Origin of the sequence: Halothiobacillus sp. (assembly GCF_027346185.1) — a bacterium.
In the GTDB taxonomy this organism is placed as follows: Bacteria; Pseudomonadota; Gammaproteobacteria; order Halothiobacillales; family Halothiobacillaceae; genus Halothiobacillus.
Map to the genome: position 1 here is coordinate 1 of NZ_DAIESY010000047.1, position 10,061 is coordinate 10,061.

A 10,061-nucleotide genomic window follows, 5' to 3' on the forward strand; every position below is an offset into this window, starting at 1 on the left:
GTATTCGGCGACGCGGATATTAGCGGCGTTCAAGTCCATCAATTCCACCTGTTCCGCGTTGGCGCTGGCGCATAGGATCAAACCGATCGGCGACTCTTCTCCGGGGGCGCGGTCATATTTGTCGAGCCAGCGTAAATACAACTCCATTTGCCCTTTGTGTGCGGGGGCAAATTTCTCCAGTTTCAGCTCAACCGCCACCAGCCGGTGTAATTGACGGTGATAGAAGAGCAAGTCCAGATAGAAATCATCCGGTCCGACGCTGATGCGTTTTTGCCGGGCCACAAAGGTGAAACCCGCACCCAGTTCCAACAGAAACCGTTCCATTTCGCGCAGAATGGCGGATTCCAGGTCGCGCTCACTGTAACCATCCGGTAAGCCGAGAAAATCGAGCATGTAAGGATCGCGGAAAACCATATCCGGGGTCATTTGCCCACCTGCGCGCAAGTGGCTAATTTCTGCCTGAATCACCGCTTCCGGTTGTTTGGAAATGGCCGTGCGCAAATAGAGCTGACTGCCGATGCGCTCACGCAGGGTGCGTACACTCCAGCGCTCTATGCGGCAAAGCTCGGCGTAATAGTCGCGTTCCAGTGGCTGTTTGAGCGGCAATATTTCGATGAAGTGACACCAGCTCAAGGCCGAGGAGAGGGAGGTGACTACCTGCTCATCGGGGAAAAGCTCAGCGAACTGGAGCATGCGGCGCAGGCTACGCAAGCCAAAACCGCGACCATACGCCCTGACCAATTGTGTCGACAACGTCGACACAATCTCCTCGCCATACTCTGCCCGCCCCTCGCGCAACACTTCGCGGCGGATTCTTTCGCCGACTTTCCAATACAGCAGAGTCAAAGTGCTGTTAGCCGTTTGGGCCACATGCTGCCGCGCCTGATCAATCAGGTCGCGGACTTCGCCGATCAGTGCTTTATTATTATTGCTCACTGCCGAATCGCTCACCTTAAATCTCCAGTCGCCCCTGGGCGCCGACGATGCCCGACTCTCCGGCCGCCTGTTCAATGCCGTTCCACGCAGCCACCAGTTCGTTGTAGGCGCGGGCATCTTCGGCCCAGCTTTTGCGCTCGCAGAGGGTATATAGACGATATGCGAGAGCGCGTATGGCTTCGGCCTGATCGGGCATGCGTGCCAGCAGGGCACCGGCGGTGGTTTCGCCGTCCTGATTGAGGGCACGGATGAGTTGATGCAGGGCTTGCCAGACGGGGGCTTTGCTATGGGTGTCGGGTGGCCAGTCACGCGGCAGTTCGGCCCATTTGAGCAATCGAAGGTTGCCGCAGCTGCTGTCCACTACGCCAGCCTCGCTCAGCCTGCCGACGCTGGTGCCCTTGGCGCGGGCCAGTACATCCGCCTCGCCGAATTTGCCGGTGGCCCAGCCCTGCTGCTCAAACCAGGCCAGACAAAACTGGGTGTCGTGGTCGAAGTCGTCTTCGGCAAAAAAGCGGTTGATAAGCTGCAAGGCGGTTTTGACGCGCATGGGGGTACCGTCGGCCTCCAGCACGGCGCTGTACCGGCTGAAAATGGCCATGCCGGGACCGATGATCGCCTGACTTAAATCCACCGGGGCGACGGGTGAATTGACCCCGCCGCGGGTCATGTCGAGGAGGGCATCGGGCAACGCGGCATTGAGTTCGCGCAGGAAGGCGCGGCGGCTGACGCTGGGTGCATCCAGGGCACGCGGGCGGCAGACGAGGACGATACTTGAGGCGAGGGCGTTGGTGCCGGAGCCAATCATGCGGTTGCCCAGTTCCGTGCGCATCGGCCAAGTACCGGTGAGAGCAAAACCGGCACTCAGCACCGCCTCCAGAAAAGTCTCCCAGCCGGCGCTGTGGGTGCCGCCATCGTCCTTGGTATCGCTCTGCTTGAAGGCGTAGTAAATCGTCACCGGAAATGCCGGGTGTGCCTGCACCGCCAGGTTGTGCATGGCGCGGGTCATGCCGTCGAGGAAGAAGGCCTCGGCCTCAGTCTTGCCACCGTGGCGATAGGGTGTAGCCACCAATTCTTCGGCCTTGGGTACGGCCAGCGTGGCATAGAGATTGGGGAAAATGGGTTTGAGGCTTTTGCGCAGCCAGACATAGAAAAAGTCCGACAAATCAGCGTAGCCGATATTGTCGTAATAGGGTGGATCGGTTGAGATGACTTTATTGGTGCTGATAGTTTGAGTCTGGGCATCGGCCTGTACAGCCAGTGCGGTGCCTGTTCCGGGTAATTCGAGCAATGCTCGAACCATGTTACCCAAACTCGTTCCATAGTCACCTGCAGCCTGTGCAAAAACATTGTTTTCGGCAAAGTCCCACATCATGGGGATCGCCTGCCGTCCAAACAAATTACGCACCTGTGTCTTGCTAGTTTCCCAACGACACAATGCATTGCAAATATCCGTCAGCCGACTGAGCGCAACACCTAAATACACCCCCACAGCCTCCGCATAGGCTGCGGCACCAGTTCCGCCTTGGTCGAGTGGCTTCGGATCGAGCAGGGCGGCGATTTCGGGGTGACGGGCGGCATCTTCGGGGCGGATGCCTGCAGCTTGCATCCGGCTGGCGGCCAGCGCGCCAAAAGCCCGCTCGGCATCCGCACGCACGCGGGCGATGGCTTCGGGCACGAGGTCGGCAAAAGTCGTCAGTGCCACGAGTTGGCGGGGGGTGAAGAGGTCCCCGTACACATCTAAACCGTAATTCGACACATTAACGCGACATTTGCCGTGCAGCGGTGTTTCTGGCTTCCAAGCAGGCTTGGCTTGTTGGGCAACTATTTCCTGCTCGCCTGTTGGTGCAAGGTAAACGCGCCCACGCACACCTTCAGCAACGATGGCCATGAGTTTTGTACCCATACGCCCCGCACAGCCTTCGGCGCGGATGTATTTGTAATCCATGGGTGAACCCGATAGCAGGCAGAAAAATCCTGCGCGTTTGCCTGCCGTGGTGCCATTTTTAGCATTCTCCGGCGGCTCCCCCATCTTCACCGCAAAACGATAGCCATTCCCTTCCACTACCGGCTGCACATACGCCTCTTTACCCGCCTTGCTACTCAGCACAAAGGTGCTGACCAACGGCACATCCACATGACTGAAGGCGGGGTTGGGGCTTTTGACTGTGCGCGCCCACAGCCAGGCGATGACCGTGAGTTGCTGGCCGAACAGCGGCGCGAGGTCGGGGCGCTCGGCCACCATATCGGCGGTGACTTCTATTTTGGGGTAAAGCTGGCCGATGCGTTTTTCGGCTTCCGCCCGCATCCACGAGCCATAACGGCGCACATCCTCGGCCAAGCCCTGGGCTCCCTGCCAGTTTTTGGCAAACATCTCCTCGCTGACCTTGTCTTGACCTTCCGCTACCGGCCTTACGGGGGGCAGGCCAGCAAACTTGGGCGGAATCTCGATCATGGCCTTGTTGATGGTGACGGCGACGGGGTTGAGGTCGGAGGCGTAGCTTTCCAGCCCCAGCCGCTGCGCTTCCAGCGGTAGGGCACCGCCACCGGCAAAGGGATCATGAAAAGCGGGCAGTTGCTCGGGGTTGAACAGTTCAGCAGCTTGCGGGTGGACTTTGTTGAGTTCGCAGGTTTCGCGCCAACTGCGGAGGATTTCTGCACGGGCGGCGGCCAGCACAGTTGCGTTGTTGGTGTTCTCCCAGAGCACGAGGTCTTCGATGATTTTGAACAGGCGCTCACGCTCGATGGCCGCCTTTTCCTTGTTCATTCCATATTTGAAGCCGCCGCCCTGCTGATAACCGGGGTCGTTGACCATCTGTGCAAAAATCACCGCCCGCGCCGCAGCCAAAGGCCGCCGCGCCCACCACAGGTGCAAGGTGCTGGGGTGGCCGTGACGAATGGACTTTTCGCGGGCAGCTGCGACGTTGATTTTGTCCAGCGGCAGTGCGACTTCGATGAGTTTTTTTGGAGTTTTTATGTGCACGTTTGGTCGTCCTTTATTCTTGAAATCGCGCCGTCACAGTAGTCACAACCACTCAGGTAGTCCGTAGTCGGGGTCAGAATGGCCCACCCAATGTTCACTGCAGTACTCGCAAGTAATGCAACCCGTGAAACTTTCGCCACATTCTGAGCACTTGAAGCCAAAACCGTTTGCCAGCACCGTCTGATGTCCGCCACAGGCGGCACAGCTGGCCACGAAATCCTCCTCGCCGTGTTGAATCGCCTTGTGTGACGGTTCGATGTACCCGCAGACGTGGCAAATTTCCGACTGGTATCGGTCACCCGTTGCAGCGTCCAGAGACTGGAAGCTGCACACAGGACATTTCGTGTAGGTGTTTGCCTTAGGGTTGCTCATGACCACACGGTCGAACACAGAATCGAGAAACCGCGTGAGAAATTGCAGCCTTGCTCCGATTTCCGAAATCGGTTCCGAATAGCTTGAAAAGTGCTCGGCCCATGGCCCGGTCAGAAGTCGATACAGATAATACCACGCAACGCACATTTCCCCCGCTACCGCTTCGCGCTGACTCGTTGAAACCAACCCAGGGTGGAAGAAATGCACTACGCGGTTTCTATGGCGGGCGATATTCTGAAACTCTTTGAAGGCTGTGGCATCAATGTTTTCTCCGGTTAGCGACTCAATCCGCTTTTTGGCAAGCCCCAAGCCGACCGTGCGAAGCTTGCCCTGCGCGAATCGCTCGGGAGTGGCGTCGGTTGGCTCATCGGTAACCCACATTGCGCCGCAGAGAACAAGGCGTGCTTTGAACACCAACTCGACTGCGGCAGCAAAGTCGATCAACGCGTACTTCGGATGCGCATCCAGTTCGTCGAGCGCGCGGTTCAGAAAATCGAGAGCATTGCGGAACATGCTGTCAAAAATTTCGGCGTCCTTCATGGCTGCTCCGCCCTCGCCAGCAACTCCGCCAAATCCAGATTGATACTGGTGACCGCCCAATCCGGTTCCTGCGTAAAGGGCTTGCGCACGTAGTATGGCCCCTCGTGCTGCTCACCATCCACCAGCACGATGGCGAGGATGAACTTATCCTGCTGGTTCAGCCCGTAGAGGATTTCGTTGCGGGTGACGGTGATGGTGCTGCTGCCCTTGGCGCGGCCTTTGACCTCAATGTGCAGGGAGGGGGGAAGTCTGCCGTCAATGGCAGCGGGCATGCTGGTGACGTCCCAGCCGCATTTCTGTGCGGAAACATCGATGACTTCATGGCCTAGGGTGCGTTCCGCGTCCATCACCGCCTGCATGGCGATCCACTCCACACGGGCGCGGGCGGCGGCATCGGCGGTCCAGCCGGTCGTTTCGCCTTTGCGCAGGGCTAGCAGCCCTGCCGGAATTACCAGTGCGCCACCCAGCACGACGGGAGTGGCTGAGATCACGTGACGCATGGCCAGCAGTTCTTTCTCGCGGGATTCCCGGCGTGCAGAGAGATCATCAATGGTGCGTCGGACGTTCTCCAGATTCAGGCGCACGTCCTTACCGGCAGAAATATCGTCTTGCAGCTTGATGTAACGATCCGACCAGTAGTTGATTTCTTTGACCAGCCGTTCCTGAACGGCGGCGAGGGTCTTGTCCACGATGGCTTCGCGGCGCTGCCGCACTTCGTCGAAATGCTCGGGCACCTGATGCGCCGAGGCGTAGCGGAGTGCCTGAGCCTCCAGGCACTGGGTGATCCAGGGCGCTGCCAGAATATCCGCAAGCAAGGGGTGATCGACAGGATCGAGGGGCTGCAGGTCGAGATGCGGAGCCCAACCGGCGTTGATAGTGTTGCCCTGCGGGTCGATTTCCACGAACTGCATGCGTCGGGATACCACACGCGTGGGGTCAGCGCCTTCCTTCACGGAATGATCGACCATGAACAGAACCCTGGGCGTCAGCCCGGTGTCGGCGGGATCCACGAGGATGGCGCCCTGCTTGAGTTGATTCCGGTGTTGTTCCAGAACAATGTCCGTCACCGCCTGCATGAGCGGGTGGCCGGGATGCAGCAGGCTGGCCATCGCGGCACCGGGACGGTCGTTAATGCGCACATACTGTTTCTCGAAACAGACCCGTTCATAACGGGGCAAAACCGGATTGCTGTTGCGGCGATTCCGCCCGGAAATCTGTCGGTCCCGCTCACGGATGCTGGCGGGAACATGGGTGATCTCGTAACGGCCCGCCTCACGCGGGCGCAATGTCCCGCCGAGTTGCTGGAAGGACTGCTGGAAAAAGGCGCGAATGAAATAGGGTTGGAGTTTGCGGGCTTCGGCCTTCTCCATCTCTGCTTTAATAGCGAAAAGGCGGCTGGTATCCATGACTTCTTCGCAGAGGGCATTGCGCTGGAGGATGGCTTCCAGGTGCTGGGTATCCAGTGCTCCGTCGATCTTTTGCCACATGCGGGCACGCACTTCGGGGTCGGCACCATAACGGATGGCTTCGATCAGCAGATCCTTAAGGCTTTTTTCCTCAAAAACCTCACCGAGAATGTCGAAAACCCGACCGCCCAAGGCCTGGCGCTCGACTTCAAGCTTGTCAAAAAGGCGCTGGAAAACGTCGCCCTCGCGGGTTTCGGCGGCGACCATATTCCAAAGATGACAGACTTCGCTCTGGCCGATGCGGTGGATACGGCCAAAGCGCTGCTCCAGCCGGTTGGGATTCCAGGGCAGGTCGTAGTTGACCATCAGGTGCGCGTTTTGCAGATTGACGCCCTCGCCCGCCGCGTCAGTGGCGAGCAGCACGCGGATGGTGGGGTCGTTACGGAACAGCTCTTGGACCTTGCGGCGTTCTTCGCGCTTGATGCCGCCGTGAATCATGGTCACGGCGTCTTCATTGCCGATCAGTCCACGAATTTTGACGGCGAGATAGTTGAGGGTGTCACGGTGTTCGGTAAAAATGATCAGTTTGCGCTGTAGGCCATTGTCTTCGCGCATGGCGGGCGATTGCAGCAGGTTGGAGAGTTCGTCCCACTTGCGGTCCTGGCCAGAGTGCACGACCTGCCGGGCCTGCTCTTCCAGCCCTTCGAGGATGATGATTTCCGCTTCGAGTTCGGCAATGGTCTGAGCGGCAGTGGCCTGATCGACGATTTCTTCTTCAAATTCTTCGTAGGCGTCGGGGGCAAGGGTGTCGGCGGATTCCCAGATGTCGTCGCTGACCTGATTTAAGCGGTCCGAATCCAATGTTTCCGCCAGTAACTGGCCACGTTGGCGGAGCTTTTCATCTTCAACCCGGCGCTGGAGTTTGTTACGGCGACGTTTGAGGGATTGGTAAATGGCTTCGGGGCTGGAGGCCAGACGGCGCTGCAAGGCCGTCAGTGCAAAGCCGACGGTGCCTTTGCGCTGGCCATCCAGTTGGTCGGCACGGTTCATTTCTTCTTTGACGTAGTCGGTGACTGCGGTGTAAAGCGCGGCTTCCGGGTCGGAAAGCTGGTAATTGGCAGTGATGGCGCGGCGTTCGGGGAAGAGCTTGCTACCGTCAAAGCGCAGCATGTCTTCTTTGACCATACGGCGCATCAGGTCGGTGACATCGACTTTGTGGGCACCATCGCGGAACTTGCCGTAGAAACGGTCGGCGTCCAGCAGGGACATGAACAACTGGAAGTCTTCTTCCTTACCGTTGTGGGGGGTCGCCGTCATCAGCAGAAAATGACGGGTGATGGACCCTAATGTCTCACCCAGCAGAAAGCGCTTGGTTTTGTTGACCTTGTTGCCGAAGTAACTGGCGGAGAGCTTGTGGGCTTCGTCCACAACGATCAGATCCCAATGGGAGCTGCGGAGTTTGTCCTGCAGTTCTTCGCTGCGGGCCAGCTGATCGACCCGTGCGACCAGCAGGTCAATATCTTCAAAGGGATTGCCGCTACGCGATGCCTCTACCTGCTCGCGGGAGAACAGGGTAAAGGACAGACCGAATTTCTCGAACATTTCGTCCTGCCACTGCTCGACCAGACTGCCAGGGGCGACAATCAGCACCCGGCGGGCATCGGCCCGCATCAGTAACTCACGGATGAATAACCCGGCCATGATGGTTTTACCGGCACCGGGGTCGTCGGCCAGCACATAACGCAGGGGCTGGCGGGGCAGCATGGACTCGTAGACGGCGGTAATCTGGTGCGGCAAGGGCTCCACGTTGGAGGTGTGCACCGCCATCATCGGGTCGAAGAGATAGGCGAGGTTGATCCGGTAGGCTTCGACTCCCAGTTTGAAGTCTTCTCCCGAGGCATCGAAAGCCCAGGGGCGTCCGGCTTCGGCTAAGGACAGACTGGACTCGTCGCTACGAAAAAGCATGCGTTCGCGCAGAGAACCGTCCGCCGTCTTGTAATACACCGTGAGGGCATGGTCTCCCACCGGCTCCGTCGTCACAATGCGTACCACCTGGCCGGGTTCCAGGCCGGAGAGCGCCGCGTTTTTCTGGATGTCATCGAGTTTCAACATGCGGCTCTGCTCATTTATGGCTCCGGTGGTACAGTTTTTTTATTTCTGATCTGCTGGATAGAATACCCGATTTGTTGGGAGCGACAAAAAAATCAGCGCTCAGCCCCCATTCGACATGGTCCAGATTGGCCAAAGCATCAGGAACCTCTTTCAGTCCCCGCTGGCGACTCTGAGGCAGATCGGCGCCAAATTCATAGAGCGAGCGAACCTTCTCCCGATGCTTTTCAATTAGCTCTTTCGCAGTCTGCTTCTGCTCATCCGAAATATCCTCCAAGCTCGGCAGCAGGCGCTCAAATGCCTTAAACCGTCGTGCCATTCCATCCAGCGATATCCCGTCGATAGAGCTACGGCGAGCAAAAAGAGACCAGAGATAGCCGAGTTCGCCAGGAAGCTCCACCCCAGAAATCATCTTGTTTGCGAGCCAAAGATAAACATCCACTACCTGTAGACCAATCGAATCAGCGCTCTTGGAAATCATCAACTCCCGCTCCGGCAAACCCCGGTGTGTAATGTCCTCCTGTTTAAATAGTGACGAACAACGGATGATTCATATAAAAACTTTTTGCACATAGCCGAAAAACCAACCTCTTCGAAGATTGCAAGAATCCAGGCATCATTGCCAACAGTTAGCCCGACATGGTTATTGCGCAGACCTGTATGTGTTCCTGGAAAGCTCCAGGCTCTCGCCAGGGAATTCTGCCCACAAAACAAACTTCCTCGCCGACGCTAAAAAGTCCGGGTTCGGTATGGACTACATCCTCAGTAAGCAATCGAACCAGTGACCTGGCATGGTCTGCATTCTGGAAAATCCCGATAATCTCCACTCCAGAGTTTTCTGATACCAAATTCTCCTGCTTTTCGCTCCATTCGGCCCACACCAGATAAGCTGGATGTCCTGGGCGTATGAGAGGCGTGGCCTGAATGGTAGCGGTCATCAGCAAGGTGGCGTCCGGCGCCTGACGCGCGTAACGATGGGCGAGGTGCTGAACATCAAAATCCTTCTTGGGTTTCTTGGTGACTCTACGGATCTGATTCTGATATCGCCGCAAAGGGACATCAAAAGCGGAGTGTGGCGCATCTTCAATGAAATCAGAAGTTACCGAGACCACATAGCTGTGAGGAATGGTTATATTTGATTGCAAGAAAAATTCCCGGTTTAATGTGAAAAGAATGCTGGGCGTAGGGCACACTCACCCTGCATGCTACATATGCAGGCACGCAGGAGAATTAAAGAACGACGAGCCACCCACTTGCCGCAGCAAAGCGCCACGCACGAGGCTTCTATCCGTTGGCAAAGTAAAGTAGATAAGTTATTTTTCATCATACGGGGCGGCGCTTCAAGTCCTATGAGCGTTAGATGAGACGGGAGGCCGCTGCAGCTTCTCCTGGGAAACTTCGGGAATCAGTCCCGACGAATCCTCTTACGGTTTTTTAGCATCGGGACCAACACCTGGATGCCATGGGCGACCTTCTGGGCTTCCTGCTGCAACCGGCTGTACTGCTGGTCGATGGTCTGAATATCCATGAAAACCCCCTCCGTTAAAAAACCCCCCTTAATTTAACACCAACTCCAGGACATCGACGATCTCCGCCGTTCCAATTGTCCCGGGCAATTCGCGCCCTGCCCTCTCAAAGGCCCGCACAAGCAGGGGGCGAGGAAGCGTCACCGTCACGTGGTCAGGCAGGGTGCCAACCTTCTGCGCATCATCCGCCGG

General features: G+C 57.5%; 7 protein-coding genes. All 7 read right to left on the reverse strand.

The window, feature by feature from the left end:
- Window positions 1-936 (reverse strand): PDDEXK nuclease domain-containing protein (locus M7R55_RS03565; RefSeq protein ID WP_298218576.1); only part of this gene is annotated, 936 nt, incomplete at its 3' end.
- A 16-nt stretch (window positions 937-952) separates the two neighbouring features.
- Window positions 953-3,916 (reverse strand): DUF1156 domain-containing protein, encoded by a 2,964-nt coding sequence (locus tag M7R55_RS03570; protein ID WP_298218578.1) that lies wholly within the window; start codon window positions 3,914-3,916, stop codon window positions 953-955.
- Window positions 3,917-3,958: 42 nt separating this feature from the next.
- The gene (locus tag M7R55_RS03575) at window positions 3,959-4,828 is read right to left on the reverse strand and encodes a hypothetical protein (protein ID WP_298218580.1); all 870 of its coding nucleotides are present in this window, start codon (window positions 4,826-4,828) and stop codon (window positions 3,959-3,961) included.
- Entirely contained in the window at window positions 4,825-8,346 is a 3,522-nt protein-coding gene (locus tag M7R55_RS03580; RefSeq protein WP_298218581.1) for a helicase-related protein, read from the reverse strand. The genes M7R55_RS03575 and M7R55_RS03580 overlap by 4 nt, the downstream gene beginning before the upstream one ends.
- Window positions 8,347-8,356: 10 nt before the next feature.
- Window positions 8,357-8,824 carry a hypothetical protein gene (locus M7R55_RS03585; RefSeq protein WP_298218586.1) on the reverse strand — a complete coding sequence of 156 codons (468 nt, stop codon included), beginning with the start codon at window positions 8,822-8,824 and terminating at the stop codon, window positions 8,357-8,359.
- A 148-nt stretch (window positions 8,825-8,972) separates the two neighbouring features.
- Complete coding sequence (locus M7R55_RS03590; protein ID WP_298218583.1) at window positions 8,973-9,488, reverse strand: hypothetical protein; 516 nt, start codon at window positions 9,486-9,488, stop codon at window positions 8,973-8,975.
- A 260-nt stretch (window positions 9,489-9,748) separates the two neighbouring features.
- Window positions 9,749-9,871, reverse strand: coding sequence for a hypothetical protein (locus tag M7R55_RS03595; RefSeq protein WP_298218584.1), 123 nt, complete (start codon window positions 9,869-9,871; stop codon window positions 9,749-9,751).
- Between the last annotated feature and the right edge of the window lie 190 nt (window positions 9,872-10,061).